This is a genomic window from Streptomyces sp. NPDC048275, from assembly GCF_040652275.1.
Classification (GTDB): domain Bacteria; phylum Actinomycetota; class Actinomycetes; order Streptomycetales; family Streptomycetaceae; genus Streptomyces.
Window position 1 is genome coordinate 1 of sequence record NZ_JBEZLR010000138.1, and the last position, 22,226, is coordinate 22,226.

Consider the following 22,226-nt stretch of genomic DNA (forward strand, 5'->3'; position numbering starts at 1 on the left):
CGCGATGGCTCCGCCATCACTCCCTCCTCCGCCTTGCAGCTGCACGCACCAGACCCCGCTCCTTCTCCCACCCTCCCATTGCCGGTCGGTCTCAGTCCCGCGCCACCCAGCCCTTCTCGTAGGTGTGCCAGCCCAGCTGCAGCCGGGTGGTGACGCCCGTCAGCTCCATCAGCCGCTTCACCCGGCGCTGTACGGTCCTCAGGCCCAGGTCGAGCTGCTTGGCGACGCTGGCGTCGGTCAGCCCGGCGAGCAGCAAGGAGAGGATCTCCAGGTCGGTGCTGTCCGGGCCGTCCGGCTCCTGTTCCCGCACGCCGGCGCTGCCCAGCCGCAGCGGCAGCGCGTCCCGCCACACCGATTCGAACAGGCCCGACAGCAGCTCGAGCAGTCCGCTCGCGTGTACGACCAGCGCGGCGGGTTCCGCGGTGTGCGAGGTGAGCGGCACCATCGCGAGCGTCCGGTCGGCGATCACCAGCTTGGTCGGCACCTCGTCCACGACCCGCACCTGCTCGTCGCGGCTGAGAGCGGCGGACAGCTCGGTGATCCCGGTGGGCTGGTCGAGGACGGCGCGTTCCAGCACCACGCGGTAGTGGACGCCCCGCCCGGCGGCCTGTTCCTCGGCCTCGTTGTCCACCCCGGAGACCACCATCGGAGTCCCGGTGACCAGCGCGCACACCTCGTCGCTCGCGCCGAGCTGGAGCTGCAGGAACCGCTGTGCGACCGCCGCCGCGCCGATGACCACCTCGACCAGGTCGTGCACGGCGGGCTCGGTGGCCTGGGCGCGGTATTCCTCGGCGAGCAGCGCGGCGGCCAGCTCGGCCTTCTCCAGTTCGTGCCGCTGCTGGGTGAGCAGCGCGCCGAGGGCGACGCCGGGCGGCGCCGCGACCCAGCGTCCGGGGCGGGCCGACGACTGGGCCGCGAGACCGTGCCGTTCGAGCCGGCGCAGGGCGCGCTCGGTGTCGTACTCGCCGAGCGTGAGCCGGCGCGCGAGATCGGGCACATCCGCGGCGCCCACGGACACCAGCGCGCGGTACGCCGACTCGTGCGTCTCGTCCAGACCTATCGCTCCCAGCATGCGGCGATGTCCCTCTCCCTGTTCCGTTTCGGCCGGTCCGTGGCGGAGATCGGCCATGGCGCAAACCCGCCTGGCACATCATCGCCGCAGCACCCGTCACTCTGACAAGCTCACATCACCGCAGTATCAATCGCCGCCTGTAATGCCCTGCTTGGGCTGTATCGGCCTGGGCGGATGCGACCTCGCCGGGACCGTTCATCCACAGCGGACCCCCAGGAAAGCAGGTCACACTCAAGGCCGAACCGGCCGATGCCAACTCGGCCGTCCAGACCGTGACCCGGGTCCACGACGCGCGCCGGGCCCCGGTCACCTCGGCGCCGCCGGGCGGTTCTCCCGTGGGGGGTGGGACCGCCCGGCGGTTTCTTCCGTGCCGTTCTTCGGGCGTACTCTTTCGGCCTCCTGCATTCGCATCGCCGTTCGATGCGCCATCCGACACGCCGTTCGACTCCCAGTCTCCTGGCCGGATTTTCCGGATGCCCCGTTTTCATCCGGCTCCCGGGGTGGACAATTGGGGGCATGAGCCATCAGGGGGAGAGGCCCACCGGTCATGAGGACGACTGGTGGGGGCAGTTGTACGACGACTCCACCGAGGACACGGGGCCCGCGGCCGTGGCCGATTCCCTCGACGACCGGTTCGCGTCGGCCGCGGGAACGGTGGGGCCGGGGGCCGCCCCGGGGGTGGAGCCGCCCGAGCGCGACGTGCCGCCTCCGCCGGCGGAGCCGCCCGCCGTCCCGGAGCAGCGGGGCGTTGCCTCCGGTATCTCCGGGCCCTGGCCCGGCGCGACGCCGTTTGGCGACGGGCCGAGCCGGAGCCTCGGGCGCCGGGAGCGCGATGAACCGCCGGAACCACGCCTCGGGCATCCACCACGCGGTGACGTCCCAGGGGCGAGTACCGGCCCGCCGCAGCGCGGTGGCCCCGCACGGCAGCCCGCGCCCTGGGAGCCCTCGCGCCCCGATCCCTCGCGCCCCGATCTGTCGGCCCCCGATCTGTCGGCCCCCGGGACCTTCCCGCCGGGGCCGACACCGCCGGGGTTCCGCGCAGAGAACCCCCGCGGCCTTACGCCCACGGAGTCGCCCGTCGCGCCCGGGCCCGCGCCCTGGACTCCGGCCGACGCACCGCCGCGGCCGACAACGTCTCCGCGGCCGACAACGGCCCCGCCTGACGCTTCGACCGCCGCCCCGCCTCCCACAGCGCCCCCGAGCGATGCCCCGCCGGGCGCCGTCCCCCGGCGCACCGACGCCTCCGGCACCGTCGCCCCGCGCCCCGATTCCCCGCGCCCCGATTCCCCGCGCCGCGACGCCCTGCGCGGCGACTCCTCGCGCACCGATTCCGCGCGCACCGATTCCGCGCGCACTGACTCCGCGCGCACTGACTCCTCGCGCACCGACTCCCCGCGCGATGATGTCCCGCCTCCCGACGCCCCGCGCGTCAGCGCCTCGGCCGGCACGGCAGCCCCGCGTGATGCCTCGTCCGGGGTATCCGCGCCGCCCCCGTACGCCCTTCCCGCCCCGGACGGCCCCTCACCCTCCACCCGTCCCGACCTCCCCCTCCTCCCCGCCCTCGTGCCCCGCGAATCCGTCCTCACCGTCTCCCGCCAGCCACCCGCCGTCGACTACGTCGGCTCAGGACCGCCCACCTACGACGCCGAACCCACCGCTCTCCCTCCCGCCGACCCGGACGACCTCGACGACCTGGTCGCCGACACCGTGCTGGACGGGGCGCGTTACGGGGCCGGCACACTGCGGGCGGTCTCCGTGCGCGGGGACTCCGCGCGGTACCGGGGCGAGCCGCGCCGGGACGCGCTGCTCACCGCCCGTTTCGGGGCGGGGGAGCAGGCGCTGGTGCTGGTGGCGATGGCGACCGGGGCCCGGGCGACACCCGGCGCGCACCGGGCGGCAGCCGAGGCGTGCCAGTGGATCGGACGGGCCGTGGGCCGCAGCCACGCGCGGCTGGCCGAGGACATCCGGGCGGCCCGGCGCGGGGATCTGAAGTCGGGGCTGCACCGGCTCACCGACCGCAGCCTCGGCAAGCTGCGCGCGAGCGCCGCCGAGCAGGGCATCGAGCCCGAGGAGTACACAGCCAGTCTGCGCTGCCTGCTGTTCATCGCGGACCCCGAGTGCCGCACCCGCGTGTTCTTCGGCGTCGGAGCGGGCGGCCTGTTCCGGTTGCGGGACGGAGAGTGGCAGGACATCGAGCCGCGGGTCACGGAGACCACCGGTGAGGCCGTGGTCGGTTTCGGATCGCTGCCCCACGAGACTCCCGAGGGCGACCGGTTCACCATGGACCTGGGAATCACGACGCCCCCGAGCCCGTACGAACCCGCCCCCGAACCCGCCCGCGATCCCTTCCGCTTCCGTGCCTCCGTCGCCCGTCCGGGGGACACGCTCCTGCTGTGCACCGGTGGCCTCGCGGAGCCGCTGCGCGGTGAGCCGCAGCTCGCCGCGCACCTGACGACGCGGTGGTCGGCGGGCGAGCCGCCGGGTCTCGCCGCGTTCCTCGCCGACACCCAGGTGAGGGTCAAGGGCTACGCCGATGATCGGACCGCCGCGGCCGTTTGGGAGGCGTAACCGCGCACCCTGTGAATTCATGGACCCCAGGGACGGACGCAAGGGATGGACCCACAGGGATGAGCCCAGGGGATCCCGGGATCGCAAAGGGGTGCGTGAAGCATGGCCAAGCAGAACGTCGCCGAGCAGTTTGTCGACATCCTTGTCCGCGCGGGCGTCAAGCGTCTGTACGGCGTGGTCGGCGACAGTCTCAATCCGGTCGTGGACGCGATCCGGCGCAATTCCGCGATCGACTGGATCCATGTCCGCCACGAGGAGACCGCCGCCTTCGCCGCGGGCGCGGAGGCCCAGATCACCGGCAAGCTCACCGCCTGCGCCGGCTCCTGCGGGCCCGGCAACCTCCACCTCATCAACGGCCTGTACGACGCCCACCGTTCCATGGCCCCGGTCCTCGCCCTCGCCTCGCACATCCCCTCCAGCGAGATCGGCCTCGGCTACTTCCAGGAGACCCACCCGGACCAGCTCTTCCGCGAGTGCAGTCACTACAACGAGATGATCTCCAACCCGAAGCAGATGCCGAGGCTGCTGCAGACCGCCATCCAGCACGCGGTGGGCCAGTCGGGAGTCAGCGTCGTCTCTCTCCCCGGCGACATCGCCTCCGAGCCCGCCCCGGACAAAGCCCTCGAGACCGCCCTCGTCACCTCCCGGCCCACCGTCCGCCCCGGCGACACCGAGATCGACAAGCTCGTCGCGATGATCGACGAGGCCGACAAGGTCACCCTCTTCTGCGGCAGCGGCACGGCGGGCGCGCACACCGAGGTGATGGAGTTCGCCCAGAAGATCAAGTCCCCGGTGGGGCACGCACTGCGGGGCAAGGAGTGGATCCAGTACGACAACCCGTACGACGTCGGGATGAGCGGTCTGCTCGGCTACGGCGCCGCCTACGAGGCCACCCACGAGTGCGACCTGCTCATCCTGCTCGGCACCGACTTCCCGTACAGCGCCTTCCTCCCTGACGACGTGAAGATCGTCCAGGTCGACGTCCGTCCCGAACGCCTGGGCCGCCGCTCGAAGTTGGACCTGGCGGTCTGGGGTGATGTGAAGGAGACCCTGCGCTGCCTCACCCCGCGGGTGCTGCCCAAGGACAACCGTCGCTTCCTCGACAAGATGCTGAAGAAGCACGCCGACGCGCTCGAAGGGGTCGTCAAGGCGTACACGAGGAAGGTCGAGAAGCACATCCCGATCCACCCCGAGTACGTGGCCTCGGTCGTCGACGAACTCGCCGACGAGGACGCGGTCTTCACTGTCGACACCGGAATGTGCAATGTGTGGGCGGCCCGCTACATCTCGCCCAACGGCCGCCGCCGCATCATCGGTTCGTTCTCGCACGGCTCGATGGCGAACGCGCTGCCGATGGCGATCGGCGCCCAGTTCACCGACCGGGACCGGCAGGTCGTCTCGATGTCGGGCGACGGCGGATTCTCCATGCTGATGGGCGACTTCCTCACCCTCGTCCAGTACGACCTGCCGGTGAAGGTCGTCCTCTTCAACAACTCCTCTTTGGGAATGGTCGAGTTGGAGATGCTGGTCTCCGGGCTGCCCTCGTACGGGACCACGAACAACAACCCCGACTTCGCCGCCGTGGCCCGTGCCTGCGGTGCCTACGGGGTCCGGGTCGAGAAGCCCAAGCAGCTCGCCGGTGCCCTGAAGGAGGCCTTCAAGCACAAGGGCCCGGCCCTCGTCGACATCGTCACCGACCCCAACGCCCTGTCCATCCCGCCGAAGATCAGCGCGGAGATGGTGACAGGGTTCGCCCTGTCGGCATCCAAGATGGTCCTTGACGGCGGCGTCGGGCGGATGGTGCAGATGGCACGCTCCAATCTGCGCAACGTGCCACGACCGTAGGGCGGCCCCGCGGCCCCGCGGCCCCGCGGCCTCGTCGAGTACGGCCGGATCGGCAGCCGAGAATCGGTAGATGGACCGAGCGTCCGCGATCCCCGCATCGTGCACCTCCCTGCGCACAGGAGTCGACGTATCGGAAGCGGCGGCCTCCGCACGACTGGCAGGAGTGTGATCCGTGAGCAGGCTCGCGTGCCGGGCGAGCCGTCGGCCTTCATCCAGCTCGTCCAGCTCCGCCGGCGACGGCGGTGGCCGCAAGCAGGCCGCCCTACGGCCTGTCGGCGGTGGCCTCTGATGACCGTCTGAGCACACTCATGCCCAACTGCCGCCCGAGGAAAGGGACGGCGTTCCGTTGCGTCCGGTGTGGGCTACGTCTCATCCGCGGGCTGTTACGGCGGAGGGGTGGCTGGTGTCTTGAGGCCGAGTCCACTACATGGGAGAGCTGATGAGCGGGAACGCCGAGCGCGGTGGTTGCTGGCGGCGGGTACGGGGGCGTGACGGCGGGCCGGCAGCCTGGCTCGGCGCGATGGTGTGCCGGTGACCGTGGTCGATCCGCGTCCCGAGTTCGTCGAGCGGATCCGTCTGCACCAGCTTCTGACCGGTTCCGATGACACGGTCGAGGGCTGCGGGGGCCGCTGGCAAACCATCGGGGCGACGGCTCCGGCGAGGATGAATTGACTGAGATGACGGTGTCTGACAATCAGACCGATTCTCGGCAGGCTCTGGTGAAGCGCATCGAGAGCCGTGAGGTCGATATCGGCACATACCTTCAACGCGCCCGGCGCCGGCGCGACCGGTTTTCACTGGTGAGCATGGGCTCCGGTGCTGTGGTTGACCTGGCTGGGCCGCTGGAGCTCTACGGCCGCCAGTCCACCAGCGCCTGGGCGTCCCGAGTGGTCACCGGGCACCGCCGTGCCGTCCCCGACGCACCCGAACCTGCGGACCCCACCGACTGGCCGCACTCCGAGGTGGAGCGCTTCCACCACACCCTGGCACTGTGCGCCGCGGCGGCAACTGAACTTATTATCACAGGAGAATCACAATGAACGCCTGGAACCGCGTCCTCTGGCTGCTGGCAGCCATCGCCGCAGTAGTGGGCCTCACCGTACCGCTGACCGGGACACACGTCACGGTGCCGGTGCTGCTGTTGTCGGTCCCGTTCGCGCTGATCCACGGGGTGCGGAGATACGGGTGGCGGACGCTGCTGTTCTTTCTGATCGTGACCCTGGTGGTGAGCAACTTCTTCGAGAACCTGAGCGTTGCCACCGGGTTCCCGTTCGGCGAGTACCACTACACGGGGTCTCCGCAGCTGATTCATGTGCCCCTTGAGATCGGACCGATCTACTTCGGTCTGGGCTATATCTGCTGGCAGGTGGCCAACACCTTGCTCGACGAGGCGGACAGCCGTCTGAGCGGCTCGTCCGGGTCGCTCGCCGGCCGGGTCGAGGTGGTGGCGCTGCCGATGGTGGCCGCGGCGCTGATGACCATGTTCGACCTCGGCGTCGACTCGATCGCCGCCACCGTGAAGGAGGTCTGGATCTGGGAAGAGGGCGGCGGGGTGTTCGGTGTGCCGTACACCAACTACTTGGGCTGGTGGTTCGTCACCTACCTCTACTTCCAGATCTTCGCGCTGTATTTGATGAAGCGTCAGCCGGCGTCGGGCTCGGTGTCGGTGCAGACCGAGGGGCGCGGGGTGTTGGCGCAGAACGTGCTCTTCTACGCGGCGCTGGGGCTGAGCTCGATTCCCTACTTCATCGGCGCCTCCGAGGGCATGGTCAAGGACGGTGCCGGGGTCAGCTGGAACGGGGACGCGCTCACCGAGACGCTGATGACGATCAACCTGTTCACCACGGTGTTCGCTGCGTTTCTTGCCGCGGTCAAGCTGGCTCGCAACGACCTGGCCCTGCGACGCTGATTCCGACTGACACAGAACGGCCGCCGGCCGCCGGTCGGCGGCTGCGGCTTGTGGCAACCATGTACCGGTGAACGGCTCGTGGCCCCCGGGCAGGTGATGTCCTGCTCCGGGGGCCACGGTTTTCCGTCGCATTGGGCGACCGCGCCCCACTGCTCGGGCGTTCACCGACGCAAGCAGGGCGGAGGCGGCGACGTACCCCGACCTGTGCTCCGAGGCCGGCCGCACCGTTTCCTCGACGGCGGTGATCAGGTACGTACCGGCTCCGTACGCACGTCACGCTCGGGAGGGGCGACCGTGCTTGTCGACTCCCCGGAGCGTGGCCGATTTCGCGCGTGAGGCCACCACCCCGTCACGACGCGGCGCTTTTCCTGGCGTACGGCCGAGGGTTGACGATTCGAGATGACTGGCGCGTGCCCGATGGGGCATGGATTCTCGTGAACATGTTCGATCAGGAGGGGAACCGACATCGGCATGCAGGCGGGGGTCATGAAGAGGCAGGTTCGAGGGGGTGGTCCCGTGGCCATTGGGGCCTCCTCGGCAAAGGTAATGGGGGAAGTGTCCGACAACGTGAAGGGTCAGCCGGCTGCTCCGCAGCTCAGGCGCACGCTGGGACGGGCGGATCTGCGGGCGGTGCCCGAGGCCCGCAGAGCGCTGAGAGAACTCTTACGGCACTGGGGGAAACCGGAGAAGTCCGAGATAGCCGAGTTACTGACCAGTGAGATTGTCACCAACGCACTCATCCACACCGACCACGACGCGGTTCTGACAGCGACCGTCGGACCCCGCGGACTCCGTGTGGAAGTAAGGGATTTCGTGGGACGCAGGCCCAGGCTGCGGGTACCGAACGCCGACGACGGTACGCATGGCAGAGGCCTCGTTCTCGTACAGTCCCTCGCCGACGCGTGGGGTGTGCGGACCCACGGCGTGGGCAAGGCGGTGTGGTTCGAACTGGACGGCGGCACGGTGTAGTCACCGTGCCGCCGTAATCCTGTCGGGGCAATTCCTGTCCGGGTCCGGCCGGTTCGGTTCACGGCCGGACCACCCCGGGCTCGAGCCTCGCGGCTCCAGGCTCAGCCGAACTGCTGCTCCAGGTCCTTGAGCTTGCGCTCCAGGGAGTCGAGCCTGGGCAGAGCCATGGTGTCGTCCTCCGCGGTGAGGTCGACGGTGATCGGGTCAGTGCTCTTGCGGACGGGCTGAAGGGAGGGCCGCGAGGGTACGGGCAGCTGCTCCGGTGCCGATATGGCAGGCTCCGCAGTGGACTGGGCCGGCGCCCGCTCCACGGTCGTCTCCAGTTCCCGGCGACCGCCGCCGCGCCCGGGCAGGCCCCGGTGGCCTCGGCTGAGCGCCTTGAGGTGCGCCCGCTCGACCCGCTCCTCGTTCCGGCGGCGCAGTCGGGTCTGCTCCTTCTGGCGACGGTCCTCGCGGACCTCGTCCACGGCCTCGTCAAGGGTGCGGACGTTCTCCAGCAGCATCAACGACCAGGCGCTGAACGTCTCACGGGGCGCGCGCAGCCAGCGGACGATACGGATCTGCGGCAGCGGACGCGGGACCAGGCCCTGCTCCCGCAGTGCGGCACGGCGGGTCTGCTTCAGTGCGCGGTCGAACAGCACCGCGGCCGACAGGGACATTCCGGCGAAGAAGTGCGGGGCGCCCTCGTGGGAGAGGCCCCGGGGCGCGTGCACCCAGTTGAACCAGGCCGCCGCGCCCGCGAAGGTCCACACGAGTATCCGGGAGCCGAGCGCCGCGTCACCGTGGCTGGCCTCGCGCACCGCGAGCACGGAGCAGAACATGGCCGCGCCGTCCAGGCCGAACGGGACGAGGTACTCCCAGCCGCCGGAGAGGCCGAGGTTCTGCTCACCGAAGCCGACCAGGCCGTGGAAGGAGAGGGCGGCGGCGACGGCGGCACAGCAGAACAGCAGCAGATAGGAAGCCGCGCCGTAGAAGGCCTCCTTACGCCTGCGGCGCTCCTCGCTGCGCTCCCACGAGTCCTCGGCGGCTGCCGCATTCTCCCCGGATCGCTTGCCGCGCGCGAGCACCGCCACCGCCGCCAGCAGTCCCAGGAGCAAAACGGCGCCCGGAAGCAGCCAGTTCAGCGATATGTCGGTCAGTCTCATCTGGGGTCCCTTGCATTGGGATAGGGCGTAACGCCCGCCATAGTGGCCCAAGCCCGTGAGCCCTCAGGGGTTTTCGGGGCAAGAGGCCGCCAAGGGAGTGCAAGGGGATGCGCAGGGCGACATTCTGCTCGAACTGCCGCACGAGGGACGGGAGTTGAGTTCGAATAAGACTACTCGTACGGATGGTTCCGCGGAAAGTTCCCGCGAAAAGTGAGGAATTTGTGAACCACCTGTAACCCGAGTGGCCCGAGAGGTGTCTCAGTCGGACTTGATCATAGGGCACCTGACGACCCGTCCGCTCGACGGGTCGCCTCGACGGGGTCTCGGCGGAGGTCTCAACTGGCAGGGACAGCAGTCAACTTGGCGATGCGGTCCGCGTCGCACGTGCGCGGGCAGGTGCCGCAGGCGTCCTCGGGGCGCAGTGTGTAGAAGAAGCAACAGCTCGCCCGGTCCCGGGTGGGCAGGGATTCCCCGTTCGGGCCGGCCAGCTCACGGAACCCGGCGGATCCGATGTACGGCGCCGTCGACCCCGGCAGCAGCAGCTCCAGCTCGCGCATCCCGCGCTGCTCCTCGCCGAGCAGTTCGGCGACGTACCAGAGGCCCTCGACGACCTCGTCGGTCGCCATGCCCCACAGGGCGCGGCCGCGCCGCCGCATCCGCGGGCCGAAGCCGCCGAGGACCGGCTCCAGGTGCTCGGCCACCGCGGCCCGTACCTCGGCCCGCAAGGCATCCTCGTCCGGTACGACGCGGGCGCCGGGCAGTGTGGCGGCCGGGTCGTCCGGCAGGCAGGCGAACTCTCCGACCCGCACCGCCATCCGGCCGAGGGTGCGCTGGAATGTGACGTGCTCCACGGGGAAGTGGGGCACGCGGCGCTGCAGGAACCATGGAACGGTGATCAGCAGACAGGCCGGCCAGGCATACCGGTGCAGCCCGAAGCTCGCCACGACGTCGGGGCGTGCCCGCTGCCCGTAGTCCCGGATCACCTGCTCCTCGTCCCAGGCGAGAAACGTGTCGAGATCGGCCCCGCCCTCCGCGAGCCGGGCGACCGGGACCCAGCCGCCGTCACTGGGAGGCGCGTCCCGAGGGCCCAGTTCCGTGATGCTCAGATCGGGAAAAACCTCGGTCAACCGGGCGTACGAGGCCGCGACGGCCGAAGGGGCCGGGCGGGCGCCGGCGTCGGCCGAGGCGCCTGCGGTCAGGGCGGGAGCGGACATTCAGGGACCACCGCTTCACGATTGTCGACAGGTAAGGCTTACCTTACCCGGAAATCCGGAGGTTTGAACTGGGGCCATGTGCGCCTATGGTGCTTGACGGACGAGTAACAACCGCCGCATTGACCCCCAAGTCCCACCAAGCCCCCAGGAGGACCCCGTGGAGCAGGCCGGTTCCCTGGGCGAGCACGGCTGCGCCGGCTCGACAACCCGGGATACGCATACGGCGGCAGTTCGGGTGCCCGCGCAGGCCCGGGCGGCGGACGTGGGCCGGGAGCGAGAGCGGGGCGTCGCGGCCGGCGATTCCCTGGCCGCCCCCGCGGCCCGCGGTGAGCACACGCACAGCGAGCCGCCCATGCCGAGCCCACGAGCGGACAGCGCGCGTCCCGTGGTCCAGCGGGCCTCCGTCCGCGGACAGATCCTCGACGCCCTGCGCACCGCCCTCGTCGCGGGAGAGCTGGCGCCGGGCGAGGTGTACTCCGCGCCCGTGCTCGGTGAGCGGTTCGGGGTGTCCGCGACGCCGGTACGGGAGGCGATGCAGCAGCTCGCGATCGAGGGCGCCGTCGAGGTCGTACCGAACAGGGGCTTCCGGGTCGTCGAACGCGGGACGCGCGAGCTGGCCGAACTCGCCGAGATCCGCACCCTCATCGAGGTCCCGGTGATGCTGCGCCTCGCGCGCACGGTGCCCGCCGCGCGCTGGGCCGAGCTGCGCCCGCTCGCCGAGGCCACGGCGCGGGCCGCGGCCTCCGGTTGCCGGGCCACCTACGCCGAGTCCGACCGGGCCTTCCACCGCGCGGTCCTCGCCCTCGCGGGCAACAATCAACTGGTGCGCATCGCGGACGACCTGCACCGCCGCGCCCAGTGGCCCCTGGTCGGAGGCCCCGCCTCCCGCGGCCGCGCCGACCTGGTGGCCGACGCCGCCGAGCACGCCGCCCTCCTGGAAGCCCTGGCCGCCCAGGACCTGCCGGTCGTGCAGTCCCTCGTACGGGAGCACTTCGCGGGCGCGTAGCCGGTACGTGCGCTTCCTTCGGCGGACGTCACGGCTCCGTACGGACCCCGCAACAGGCGCCGCCGCCGGGAACCCGCACCGGCCCGCTCGCGTGCCCCCCGGTACACGGCGAAAGCCGCACCAAAACCGGGGGAGACACCGAGATGCCCGACCCTTCCTGGACAGCGATGCAGCAGGCCCAGCAGGCCCAGCAGCACCATCAGCAGATCCATCAGAGCCATGTGCGGCACCACCGCGAGATGCACGACATGGCCGCCGCCCACGCCCGCCACTCCGGCGCGCCGCACCAGCACCGGCCCATGTCGCACGGCGCGGGCCACGGGGGCGGCGTACGCGGCTTCCTGACGCTCCTCGTGATCGTGGCCGTCGTGGTCTACGTCGCCCGCGACCCGGAACTCCGCACGACGGTGACAACATTCGCCCGCGACCTCCTGGCGCAGATCCAGAGCAACTAGACACCCCGATCGGACACCGGCGACCCGATGCCGCCCAGCCACCTCACGCCGTTGCCGCGGGTGGAGTCAACTGCCTGGCCAGCCACGTAGGTACGCCCCCGAGCAATCGGAACAATCGCCCCGCCTCCGCCCGCAACCGAGACGCCTCCGGCTCGGCCTCCGCGTCCGCGAGCGACGCCAACGCCGGAGCCGTCCCGACGAGATACCCCAACTCCTCCCGGATCCGCAGCGATTCACCGAACCCGTGCCGCGCCTCGGCCACCTCGCCGTCGCGCAGGGCGAGCCCGGCGAGGTGACGCCAGGTGAAGGAGAGCAGCAGCGGGTCGCCCTGGGCGACCGCGCCGGCGTGGGCACGCCGGTACGCCGCGCGGGCGGACTGTGGGGACTGCGCGAGGTTCTCGGCGAGCAGCCCGCGCCGGAAATCCAGCAGGGCTCGCCCCGGCGCCCCGGGCGCGATCAGCGCGGCGGCCCGGCCGAGCGCCGCCCGCGCCTCGTCCGCCCGGTCGCGCACCCCGAGCAGCGTGGCCGCGTACGCGAGTTGCCCTCGTTCGCAGGCAGCTGCACCGCGCTCCTCGTCGCTCTGGGCCACCGCCTCCGCCGTACGCAGCGCGTCCTCGGCCGCCGCCCAGCCCTGCTCGGTGTACAGGCACCGCTCGACGAGCAGCGAGGCCCGTTGCAGCGCCGCGTCCGCCGTCCGCGGCTGGAGCAGTGCGGCCGCGTCGTCCCAGCAGGCGCGCGAGCGCAGCCGCCATACCGCGGTCTGGAGTGGATCGTCCCCTGCGTTCGTTCCGGAACCAGACATGGCGGTATACGCCACGTTGCCCTCCCCAAGGTCCTGTCCTTCGGATCAGCTCGGGGTCGCGGGGCTCGGCACGCACATCTGCGGCGTTGTCGTCGGTTGCCGACTCCCCCAAGTCCTCGACTTGGCTCGGACAGGGGGGGGACCCCCCATCGCGTCGACGCCCTCCTCCGCCTTGCAGCTGCACGCACCAAGCCCCGCTCACCGGCGTCGCCAGGCACCGCACGTCGACACCGACCTGATCCGAAGGACAGGCCCAGCACGCCATTGAGCTGTTGAGTGGTGGCATCTCAGCACGGATCGCTGGGCCCGGCCAAGGGGGTGGGTGAAGGATTTCACAAAGTCGTGGGACAGCGGCGGCACTTGCTGACGTACGCCGCACGGACTCCTCACCTCAGCTCATGCGCAACGCCAGGAAGAAATCGAGCTTGTCCTCGAGGCGGGAAAGGTCCCGGCCCGTCAACTGCTCGATACGGCCCACCCGGTAGCGCAACGTGTTGACGTGCAGGTGGAGGCGCGTGGCGCAGCGCGTCCAGGAGCCGTCGCAGTCGAGGAAAGCCTCCAGGGTGGGTATGAGTTCGGCGCGGTGGCGGCGGTCGTAGTCGCGCAGCGGGTCCAGCAGCCGGGCGGTGAAGGCGCGGCGCACGTCGTCCGGCACGAAGGGGAGCAGCAGCACGTGCGAGGCCAGCTCCTGGTGCCCGGCCGCGCACACCAGGCCGGGACGCGCGGCGGCGACCCGGCGGGCATGCCGGGCCTCCTCCAGGGCGCCGCGCAGCCCCTCCGCCGAGTGCACGGCGGCGCTGACACCGAGGGTGAGCCGCCCGTCGTCGTTCAGGCCCGCCGACAGCGGCGCGCGCACGGCCTCCAGGAGCGTGTCGGCGAGCAGTCCGGACTCCGAGCCGTCGTGCTCCGAGGACACCGCGGGCAGGGCCAGCAGGGCGACCGCCTCCGTACCCGTGTGCGCGACGGCGATGCGGTCGGATTGCTCGGGCCCGGTCGTCGACGGGTCGACGAGGATCTCCTCCAGCAGCGACTGGGCGACCGGGCCGCCCTCGATCTCGCCGCCCTCCCACTCGACGCCGGCCACCACCACCTGCCAGTGCGGGGCGGCCCCGAGGCCGGGCAGCAGCACCGGAGCGGCGACCCGCAGCCGCGCCGCGATCTCCGCGGGCGCGGCGCCCGACTGCACCAGTTCCAGGACCTCCTGCGCGAGCCGCCGCCGCACCGTGCGCGCCGCGTCCCGCCGGTCCCGCTCGACGGCGATCAGCTGGGTGACACCCTGGAGCAGGTCGAGCCGCTCCTCGGGCCAGTCCCCGGCGTCCGCCTCGACCGCGAGCAGCCAGTCGGAGAGCACGGTCTCGCGCACATCCCGGGAGGCGCTCGCGGAACGGCCCGAGGAGAGGATCGGGAAGAGGGAGTACGTCGTCGTGCCCACCATCACCCGGTGCGGCCCGCGTCGCCCCGTGCGCATCGCCGCGAGGTGCTCGGCGGCGAGCTCGGCGCCCACGTCGGCGGGCAGCGCGGCCCCCACGAGCTTCGAGCCCGCGATCGGGCGCCCGGTGGGCGAGAGGACCCAGGCCCGCAGGTCCAGGTCGGAGCCGAGCAGGTCCAGGACCACGTCGGGCCCGCCACCCGCCGGACCGGACGTCATCATCCGCCGGTGCCGGTCCACCACCGCCGCGAGATCCCCGGCGCGCTCGCTCGAGACCTGCCGTACGACATGCTCGGTGACCGTTGCGAACGCCACCGACTCGTTCACGGCGAACAGCGGCAGCCGGTGCCGGGCGCAGGCCAGGATCAGGTCGTCCGGGACGTCGCCGAGCTCCGCCTCACCGGCGGCGAGGGCCGCGACCCCGGCGCCCGCGAGGATGCGGACGAAGGGCTCGGAGTCCGCCGCGGCGTGCCGCCAGGCGAGGCCGGTGAGGACCAGCTCGCCGCCCGAGAGATAGCGGCTGGGGTCCTTGAGGTCGGTGGTCATCACACCGCGCACGGCGCGGTCGAGCTCGTCCTCGCCGCCGAGCAGCCGCAGGCCCAGCGCGTCGGTGTCCAGCAGTGCGCGCAGCCGCATTCTCGTTGCCGCCGTTCTTGTCTCGAAATCTACGATGGATCTGAAGGTGGAGCTCAAGGTGAAGCTGAAAGCGAGCAACGGGCGAGCGGGTCCGCGAGCCGTACTCCCTGGTCCCAGCGTGTGCTGGATGTTTCCTGACGTTTCCAGAGGGCTGTATCAGATGTTTCCAGAGGAAAACGAGGAGGTTACTGAGGCCCCCCGTTCATACGAATCTACAAGATGCCCGCCCTGGCCAGCCAACTCCTTCATGGTTTCGGTGACTGACCCCGGTGGAGGACAGCGCTGTGTACTGACCCCGATCCCCGTGAACAACTCATGAACGAGCCGGGCCCGCCGCACCCGATCTGGCTTGATCAGAACGACCCACGATACGAAGAAGAGAGCCACTCATGGACTTCCTTCGCCCCGCAAGCTGGGGGGAGGCGCTCGCCGCGAAGGCCGAGCATCCCACCGCTGTGCCCATTGCGGGTGGCACCGATGTGATGGTCGAGATCAACTTCGACCACCGTCGGCCCGAGTACCTCCTGGATCTGAACCGCATCGGTGAGCTGAGCGAGTGGGAGGTCGGGGTGGACAGCGTGCGCCTGGGCGCCTCCGTCCCGTACACCCGGATCATGGAGAACCTGCGCGGCGAGCTCCCGGGTCTGGCCCTGGCCTCCCACACCGTGGCCTCCCCGCAGATCCGCAACCGCGGCGGCGTCGGTGGCAACCTCGGCACCGCCTCCCCGGCCGGTGACGCCCACCCGGCCCTCCTCGCGGCGGGCGCCGAGGTGGAGGCCGAGTCCGTACGCGGCTCGCGCCTGATCCCGATCGACGAGTTCTACACCGGCGTGAAGCGCAACGCGCTCGCCCCCGACGAGCTGATCAGGGCCGTACACATCAAGAAGGCCGACGGCCCGCAGCAGTACTCCAAGGTCGGCACACGGAACGCGATGGTGATCGCGGTCTGCGCCTTCGGCCTGGCGCTGCATCCGTCCTCGCGCACGGTGCGCACCGGCATCGGCTCGGCCGCGCCCACGCCCGTTCGGGCCGAGGTCGCCGAGGAGTTCCTGAACGCGGCGCTCGACGAGGGCGGCTTCTGGGACAACGGCAAGATCATCACCCCGTCGGTCGCCAAGCAGTTCGCGGAGCTCTGTTCCGCCGCCTGCAACCCGATCGACGACGTCCGCGGTACCGCGAGCTACCGCCGCCACGCCGTCGGCGTCATGGCCCGCCGGACCCTGACCTGGACCTGGGAGTCGTACCGCGGCACTGACGGCCGGACATATCAGAAGGGCGGTGTCGCGTAATGCGTGTCAGTTTCACGGTCAACGGCCGTCCGCAGGAAGCCGATGACGTGTGGGAGGGCGAGTCCCTGCTGTACGTGCTGCGGGAGCGGATGGGCCTGCCGGGTTCCAAGAACGCGTGCGAGCAGGGCGAGTGCGGCTCCTGCACGGTCCGGCTGGACGGCGTACCGGTGTGTTCGTGTCTGGTCGCGGCCGGTCAGGTGGAGGGGCGCGAGGTCGTCACGGTGGAGGGGCTCGCGGAGTACGCGAAGCAGCGTTCCTGCGGGACCGGCGCCGCGTGCGGTACGTCACTTCAGGACGCCCAGCAGTGGAACGCCAAGCCCCAGGACTCCCACACCGGCGAGGGCGGCGAACTCGCCCCCATTCAGCAGGCGTTCATCGACGCCGGCGCCGTCCAGTGCGGCTTCTGCACCCCGGGTCTGCTGGTCGCGGCCGACGAGATGCTGGAGCACAACCCGAACCCGACCGACGCGGACATCCGCGAGGCGCTCTCCGGCAACCTCTGCCGCTGCACCGGCTACGAGAAGATCATGGACGCGGTCCGCCTCGCGGCCGCCCGGCAGTCCGAGGCGGTCTGACCATGGGAACCACGGGTACACCCACCAACATCACGCAGGGTTCCAGGACCAAGGGCGGCATCGGCGAGTCGACGCTCCGCCCGGACGGCACCCTCAAGGTCACCGGCGAGTTCGCCTACTCCTCCGACATGTGGCACGAGGACATGCTGTGGGGTCAGATCCTGCGCTCGACCGTCGCGCACGCCGAGATCGTGTCCATCGACACGAGTGAGGCCCTCGCCCAGCCCGGCGTCTACGCCGTGATGACGTACGACGACCTGCCGACGGACGTCAAGAACTACGGTCTGGAGATCCAGGACACCCCCGTCCTCGCACACGGCAAGGTCCGCCACCACGGCGAACCGGTCGCCATCGTCGCCGCCGACCACCCCGAGACCGCACGTCGCGCCGCCGCCAAGATCAAGGTGGAGTACCGCGAACTGCCGGTCATCACGGACGAGGCGACCGCGACCGCGCCCGACGCGATCCTGATCCACGAGGGCCGCACCGACCACCACATCGGTCACGTCGCGCACCCGAACATCGTGCACCGTCAGCCGGTCGTCCGCGGCGACGTCGAGGCTGCCCGGGAGCGCGCCGACTTCATCGTCAAGGGCGAGTACACCTTCGGCATGCAGGACCAGGCCTTCCTCGGCCCGGAGTCCGGCCTCGCCGTGCCCGCCGAGGACGGCGGCGTCGACCTGTACATCGCCACCCAGTGGCTGCACTCCGACCTGCGCCAGATCGCCCCGGTCCTCGGCCTGCCCGAGGACAAGGTCCGTATGACGCTCTCCGGCGTCGGCGGCGCGTTCGGAGGCCGCGAGGACCTGTCGATGCAGATCCACGCGTGCCTGCTCGCCCTGCGCACCGGCAAGCCCGTCAAGATCGTCTACAACCGCTTCGAGTCCTTCTTCGGGCACGTCCACCGCCACCCGGCCAAGCTCTCCTACGAGCACGGCGCCACGAAGGACGGCAAGCTCACCCACATGACGGCCCGGATCGTCCTGGACGGCGGCGCGTACGCCTCCGCCTCCCCGGCCGTGGTCGGCAACGCCGCCTCGCTGAGCGTGGGCCCGTACGTCCTCGACGACGTCGACGTCGACTGCATCGCCCTCTACACCAACAACCCGCCCTGCGGCGCCATGCGCGGCTTCGGCGCGGTCCAGGCGTGCTTCGCGTACGAGGCCCAGATGGACAAGCTCGCCGACGCGGTGGGTATGGACCGGGTCGAGTTCCGGCAGCTGAACGCGATGTCGCAGGGCACGATCATGCCGACCGGGCAGCCGGTCGACTCCCCGGCCCCGGTCGCCGAACTCCTGCGCCGCGTCAAGGCGATGCCGCTGCCGCCGGAGCAGCAGTGGCTCGCGGCGGGCGAGGCGGCGGACGTACGGCAGCTGCCCGGCGGCCTCTCCAACACCACGCACGGTGAAGGCGTCGTACGCGGCATCGGCTACGCGGTCGGCATCAAGAACGTCGGCTTCTCCGAAGGCTTCGACGACTACTCGACCGCCCGCGTCCGTATGGAGGTCGTGGGCGGCGAGCCCGTCGCGACCGTGCACACGGCCATGGCGGAGGTCGGCCAGGGCGGTGTCACCGTCCACGCGCAGATCGCCCGCACCGAGCTGGGTGTCGCCCAGGTGACGATCCAGCCGGCGGACACGCAGGTGGGCTCGGCGGGGTCGACCTCGGCGTCCCGTCAGACGTACGTCACCGGTGGCGCCGTCAAGAACTCGTGCGAGCTGGTCCGGGAGAAGGTCCTGGAGCTCGGCCGCCGCAAGTTCGGTACGTACCACCCCGCTTGGGCCACCGCCGAGCTGCTCCTGGAGGGCGGCAAGGTCGTCACCGACGGCGGCGAGGTTCTCGCCGACCTGGTGGACGTACTCGAGGACGAGGCCGTGGAGGTCGAGGCCGAGTGGCGGCACCGGCCGACCGAAGCCTTCGATCTGCGCACCGGCCAGGGCTTCGGCCATGTCCAGTACAGCTTCGCCGCGCACCGGGCCGTCGTCGAGGTCGACACCGAGCTCGGCCTGGTCAAGGTCATCGAGCTGGCCTGCGCCCAGGACGTCGGCAAGGCGCTCAACCCCCTGTCGGTCCTCGGCCAGATCCAGGGCGGCACGACCCAGGGCCTGGGCATCGCGGTCATGGAGGAGATCATCGTCGACCCGAAGACGGCGAAGGTGAAGAATCCCTCCTTCACGGACTACCTGATCCCCACCATTCTCGACACGCCGACCATCCCCGTCGACGTGCTCGAACTCGCCGACGACCACGCCCCGTACGGGCTCCGTGGCATCGGCGAGGCCCCGACCCTGTCGTCGACTCCGGCCGTCCTCGCGGCGATCCGGAACGCGACGGGGCTGGAGCTCAACCGGACGCCGGTACGACCCGAGCACCTCACCGGCAACTGACCCAACGGGGGTCGGAACCTCCACCCCCCTCTGTTCGTCTCGGGCCGTCCCCCGGGTCGTGCACCCTCCCCACATCCCGCGCCCGTCAGGGCGGTTGCGCGGGTGTCCCTATGAACCTCGGGAGATGGCACCATGACCCAGCAGTCAGTAGAGCCCAGGACCGTCGCGGACGACGCGGGCGCGGGCAGCCGCGTCCCGGCCGGACGGTCCTGGCTCGACCGGTACTTCCACATATCCCGGCGAGGATCCACGGTCGCGCGCGAGGTGCGCGGCGGCGTCACCACCTTCATGGCGATGGCGTACATCCTCCTCCTCAACCCACTCATCCTGTCCGGCAAGGACGCGGCGGGGAACACACTCGGCCAGCAGGCGCTGATCACCGCGACCGCGTTCGCGGCGGCCGTCACCACGCTGTTGATGGGCTTCTTCGGCAAGGTGCCGCTCGCGCTGGCCGCCGGACTCTCCGTCTCCGGGGTGCTCTCCTCGCAGGTCGCGCCCCAGATGACCTGGCCGCAGGCCATGGGCATGTGCGTGCTGTACGGCGGGGTCATCATGCTGCTCGTCGTCACCGGGCTGCGCGAGATGATCATGAACGCGATCCCGCTGGCGCTGAAGCACGCGATCACCATGGGCATCGGCCTGTTCGTCGCGCTGATCGGCCTGGTGAAGGCGGGCTTCGTCCACCAGGGCAAGGCGACCCCGCTCTCCCTCGGCCCGAACGGCGAACTCGCCGGCTGGCCGGTGCTGCTCTTCGCCGCGACGCTGCTCCTGATCTTCATGCTCCAGGCCCGGGGCATCCCCGGCGCGATCCTCATCGGCATCGCCAGCGGTACGGTGCTCGCGGTGGCGCTCAACGCGCTGGGCGTCATCGACCCCCGGCAATGGGCCGGCGGAGCACCGGAGTTGCACGGCGGCGCGGTCTCCATGCCGGACTTCTCGCTCTTCGGCGACGTCGAGTTCGGCGGCTGGGGCGAGGTGGGCGCGATGACGGTCGGCATGATCGTGTTCACGCTCGTGCTCGCCGGTTTCTTCGACGCGATGGCCACGATCATCGGCGTCGGCACCGAGGCCGGGCTGGCCGACGACAAGGGCCGGATGCCGGGCCTGTCCAAGGCGCTGTTCATCGACGGCGCGGGCGGTGCGGTCGGCGGAGTCTCGGGCGCCTCGGGCCAGACGGTGTTCGTGGAGTCGGCGACAGGGGTGGGCGAGGGGGCCCGTACCGGCCTCTCGTCCGTGGTGACGGGCCTGTTCTTCGCGGCCTGCCTGTTCTTCACCCCGCTGACGGCGATCGTCCCCGGCGAGGTCGCGGCGGCGGCGCTGGTCGTCATCGGCGCCATGATGATGTCGAACGCCCGGCACGTGGACTGGGCCGACCGCGCCACGGCGATACCGGTCTTCCTGACCGTCGTGATCATGCCGTTCACGTACTCCCTCACCGCGGGTGTCGCGGCCGGAGTCCTGTCGTACGTCGCCATCCGGATCGCCCAGGGCAAGGCCAGGGAGATCGGGGCGTTCCTGTGGGGCCTGGCGGCGATCTTCCTCGTCTTCTTCGCCCTGAACCCGATCGAGAGCCGGCTGGGCGTGCACTGACGCCCACGAGCCTTCCACGAGCCTTTCGAGCAACCGCTGTTAAGGAGACCGAGACATGCTGGACATCGCCGAAGAGCTGCACCGGTGGGTCGAGCAGGGACGCGACTTCGCCGTGGCCACCGTGGTGGCCGTCGGCGGCAGCGCACCCCGCCAACCGGGCGCCGCACTCGCCGTCGACACCGACGGCACAGCGATCGGCTCGGTCTCCGGCGGTTGCGTGGAAGGCGCGGTCTACGAACTGTGCCGGCAGGCGCTGGAGGACGGTGAGCCGGTCCTCGAACGCTTCGGCTACAGCGACGAGGACGCCTTCGCCGTCGGCCTGACCTGCGGCGGCGTCATCGACATCCTCGTGACACCGGTCCGGGCGTCCACCGCGACCCGGGAGGTGTGCGCGACCGCGCTGGCCGCCGCGGCCACCGGGGAGGCGGCGGCGCTCGCACGGATCGTCTCCGGCCCCTCGGACCTGCTGGGCCGCGCGCTGCTCGTCCGCCCCGACGGCTCGTACGAGGGTGGCTTCGGCGCCCATCCCGAACTGGACCGGACGGTCGTGGGCGAGGCGGGCGCCTTCCTGGACGCGGGCCGCACCGGCACCCTGGAGATCGGTGAGCGGGGCTCTCGTTGTGGAGCACCGCTCACGGTTCTGGTGGAGTCGTCGGTTCCTCCGCCCCGGATGATCGTCTTCGGTGCGATCGACTTCGCGTCGGCGCTGGTTCGCATCGGCAAGTTCCTCGGGTATCGCGTCACGGTCTGCGACGCCCGCCCGGTCTTCGCCACGGCCGGTCGTTTCCCCGACGCCGACGAGATCGTCGTCGAGTGGCCGCACACGTACCTCGAGCGCACGGAGGTGGACGCGCGGACCGTGCTGTGCGTGCTCACCCACGACGCCAAGTTCGACGTACCGCTCCTTCGGCTCGCGCTGCGCCTCCCGGTCGCGTACGTCGGCGCGATGGGCTCACGCCGGACCCACCTCGACCGCAACGACCGCCTCCGCGAAGTCGGCGTCACCGACCTGGAGTTGGCCCGGCTCAGATCCCCCATCGGCCTCGACCTGGGCGCCCGCACCCCCGAGGAGACGGCCCTGTCCATCGCCGCGGAGATCGTCGCCAACCGGCGTGGCGGCAGCGGCGTTTCCCTCACCGGTGCGCACACACCGATCCACCACGACGCGACGTCGGTTCCGGCGCGGCGGATCGGGTCGGTGGCCTGAGCCGCGCTTCACCGTCGAAGACGGGCCCTAGGTCCTGTCGTCAAATTCCCGCCTGCCTCGCGACGCCATGCACGCACCCTCGCCGCACCGGGCACAGACCCACGTACAACCAGTACGAGGGCCTGTGC

18 protein-coding genes are annotated in these 22,226 nt (G+C 70.9%); 13 read left to right on the forward strand and 5 right to left on the reverse strand.

Annotated elements, in window-relative coordinates; genetic code table 11:
• Positions 1-91 precede the first annotated feature (91 nt).
• Positions 92-1,072 carry a winged helix-turn-helix transcriptional regulator gene (locus tag AB0D57_RS43605; protein ID WP_362087420.1) on the reverse strand — a complete coding sequence of 327 codons (981 nt, stop codon included), beginning with the start codon at positions 1,070-1,072 and terminating at the stop codon, positions 92-94.
• 516 nt (positions 1,073-1,588) lie between these two features.
• Between AB0D57_RS43605 and AB0D57_RS43610 the strand changes: the two genes are divergently transcribed.
• The 6 genes from AB0D57_RS43610 to AB0D57_RS43635 all read left to right on the forward strand — a co-directional run bounded on the left by AB0D57_RS43610 (position 1,589) and on the right by AB0D57_RS43635 (position 8,363).
• The gene (locus AB0D57_RS43610) at positions 1,589-3,640 is read left to right on the forward strand and encodes a protein phosphatase 2C domain-containing protein (protein ID WP_362087423.1); all 2,052 of its coding nucleotides are present in this window, start codon (positions 1,589-1,591) and stop codon (positions 3,638-3,640) included.
• Positions 3,641-3,742: 102 nt separating this feature from the next.
• Positions 3,743-5,485, forward strand: coding sequence for a pyruvate dehydrogenase (locus AB0D57_RS43615; RefSeq protein WP_362087426.1), 1,743 nt, complete (start codon positions 3,743-3,745; stop codon positions 5,483-5,485).
• Between the two features lie 531 nt (positions 5,486-6,016).
• Positions 6,017-6,157 (forward strand): hypothetical protein, encoded by a 141-nt coding sequence (locus tag AB0D57_RS43620; protein WP_362087429.1) that lies wholly within the window; start codon positions 6,017-6,019, stop codon positions 6,155-6,157.
• Positions 6,158-6,162: 5 nt separating this feature from the next.
• Positions 6,163-6,525 carry a hypothetical protein gene (locus AB0D57_RS43625; RefSeq protein WP_362087432.1) on the forward strand — a complete coding sequence of 121 codons (363 nt, stop codon included), beginning with the start codon at positions 6,163-6,165 and terminating at the stop codon, positions 6,523-6,525.
• Positions 6,522-7,394, forward strand: a complete 873-nt coding sequence (locus AB0D57_RS43630; protein ID WP_362087435.1) for a carotenoid biosynthesis protein — start codon at positions 6,522-6,524, stop codon at positions 7,392-7,394. Before AB0D57_RS43625 ends, AB0D57_RS43630 begins: the two co-directional genes overlap by 4 nt.
• Before the next feature lie 546 nt (positions 7,395-7,940).
• Positions 7,941-8,363: an ATP-binding protein gene (locus AB0D57_RS43635; RefSeq protein WP_362087472.1), complete on the forward strand. Its 423-nt coding sequence runs from the start codon at positions 7,941-7,943 to the stop codon at positions 8,361-8,363.
• A gap of 101 nt (positions 8,364-8,464) precedes the next feature.
• On the opposite strand, the gene AB0D57_RS43640 is transcribed toward AB0D57_RS43635, so the two are convergent.
• Together AB0D57_RS43640 and AB0D57_RS43645 are read right to left on the reverse strand one after the other, a co-directional pair.
• Positions 8,465-9,508, reverse strand: a complete 1,044-nt coding sequence (locus tag AB0D57_RS43640) for a DUF2637 domain-containing protein (RefSeq protein WP_362087438.1) — start codon at positions 9,506-9,508, stop codon at positions 8,465-8,467.
• A gap of 335 nt (positions 9,509-9,843) precedes the next feature.
• Positions 9,844-10,722 (reverse strand): (2Fe-2S)-binding protein, encoded by an 879-nt coding sequence (locus AB0D57_RS43645; RefSeq protein WP_362087440.1) that lies wholly within the window; start codon positions 10,720-10,722, stop codon positions 9,844-9,846.
• 175 nt (positions 10,723-10,897) lie between these two features.
• On the opposite strand from AB0D57_RS43645, the gene AB0D57_RS43650 reads away from it, so the two are divergent.
• Together AB0D57_RS43650 and AB0D57_RS43655 are read left to right on the forward strand one after the other, a co-directional pair.
• A complete protein-coding gene (locus AB0D57_RS43650) occupies positions 10,898-11,728 on the forward strand; it encodes a GntR family transcriptional regulator (protein WP_362087475.1) in 831 nt (276 codons plus the stop codon).
• 143 nt (positions 11,729-11,871) lie between these two features.
• Positions 11,872-12,183 (forward strand): hypothetical protein, encoded by a 312-nt coding sequence (locus AB0D57_RS43655; RefSeq protein WP_362087443.1) that lies wholly within the window; start codon positions 11,872-11,874, stop codon positions 12,181-12,183.
• Positions 12,184-12,226: 43 nt separating this feature from the next.
• Here AB0D57_RS43655 and AB0D57_RS43660 read toward each other — a convergent pair whose 3' ends face one another.
• Positions 12,227-13,000: a hypothetical protein gene (locus AB0D57_RS43660; protein WP_362087446.1), complete on the reverse strand. Its 774-nt coding sequence runs from the start codon at positions 12,998-13,000 to the stop codon at positions 12,227-12,229.
• 376 nt (positions 13,001-13,376) lie between these two features.
• Positions 13,377-15,050 (reverse strand): PucR family transcriptional regulator ligand-binding domain-containing protein, encoded by a 1,674-nt coding sequence (locus AB0D57_RS43665; RefSeq protein WP_362087449.1) that lies wholly within the window; start codon positions 15,048-15,050, stop codon positions 13,377-13,379.
• Positions 15,051-15,439: 389 nt separating this feature from the next.
• On the opposite strand from AB0D57_RS43665, the gene AB0D57_RS43670 reads away from it, so the two are divergent.
• From AB0D57_RS43670 to AB0D57_RS43690, 5 genes are all read left to right on the forward strand, one after another.
• Positions 15,440-16,339: a xanthine dehydrogenase family protein subunit M gene (locus AB0D57_RS43670; RefSeq protein WP_362087453.1), complete on the forward strand. Its 900-nt coding sequence runs from the start codon at positions 15,440-15,442 to the stop codon at positions 16,337-16,339.
• Positions 16,339-16,914, forward strand: a complete 576-nt coding sequence (locus tag AB0D57_RS43675) for a (2Fe-2S)-binding protein (protein WP_362087457.1) — start codon at positions 16,339-16,341, stop codon at positions 16,912-16,914. Before AB0D57_RS43670 ends, AB0D57_RS43675 begins: the two co-directional genes overlap by 1 nt.
• 2 nt (positions 16,915-16,916) lie before the next feature.
• Positions 16,917-19,301 carry a molybdopterin cofactor-binding domain-containing protein gene (locus tag AB0D57_RS43680; RefSeq protein WP_362087461.1) on the forward strand — a complete coding sequence of 795 codons (2,385 nt, stop codon included), beginning with the start codon at positions 16,917-16,919 and terminating at the stop codon, positions 19,299-19,301.
• A 132-nt stretch (positions 19,302-19,433) separates the two neighbouring features.
• On the forward strand, positions 19,434-20,891 hold the full coding sequence (locus tag AB0D57_RS43685; protein WP_362087466.1) for an NCS2 family permease: 1,458 nt from the start codon (positions 19,434-19,436) through the stop codon (positions 20,889-20,891).
• Positions 20,892-20,946: 55 nt separating this feature from the next.
• Positions 20,947-22,098, forward strand: coding sequence for an XdhC/CoxI family protein (locus AB0D57_RS43690; protein ID WP_362087469.1), 1,152 nt, complete (start codon positions 20,947-20,949; stop codon positions 22,096-22,098).
• The last annotated feature ends 128 nt before the right edge of the window (positions 22,099-22,226 follow it).